The organism is Campylobacter sp. RM12640 (assembly GCF_020137595.1).
Lineage (GTDB): Bacteria > Campylobacterota > Campylobacteria > Campylobacterales > Campylobacteraceae > Campylobacter_E.
In genome coordinates, this window is record NZ_JACGAU010000082.1 from 1 (window position 1) to 288 (window position 288).

Here is a 288-nt window from a genome sequence, read left to right on the forward strand (position 1 = left end):
TATAGAACCAACTGCACTTATGCTATCAGCACTAACATTACCTTGAAAAGTGCTTTTATTATCGCTTAATAATTTATTTGCAGTTATATCTCCACTAAAGATTGTATTACTTGATTTAAAGTCATTGCCTACTTGGAAATTTCCATCAATAGTAGTTTGGCTTTCGTTATTTATAGTTAAATCGTTTGTAACATTTATAGTATTAGTAGAACCATCAGCTTTATTAGTAATACTAGAATTATTTAAAGTTAAATTATTAGCAGTTATATCGCCTTTAATATTAGAATT

General features: G+C 26.7%; 1 protein-coding gene. It reads right to left on the reverse strand.

Annotated elements, in window-relative coordinates; translation table 11 throughout:
* The coding region (locus tag AVBRAN12640_RS09975; RefSeq protein WP_336609205.1) for a hypothetical protein at window positions 1–288 on the reverse strand (288 nt) is incomplete at both ends.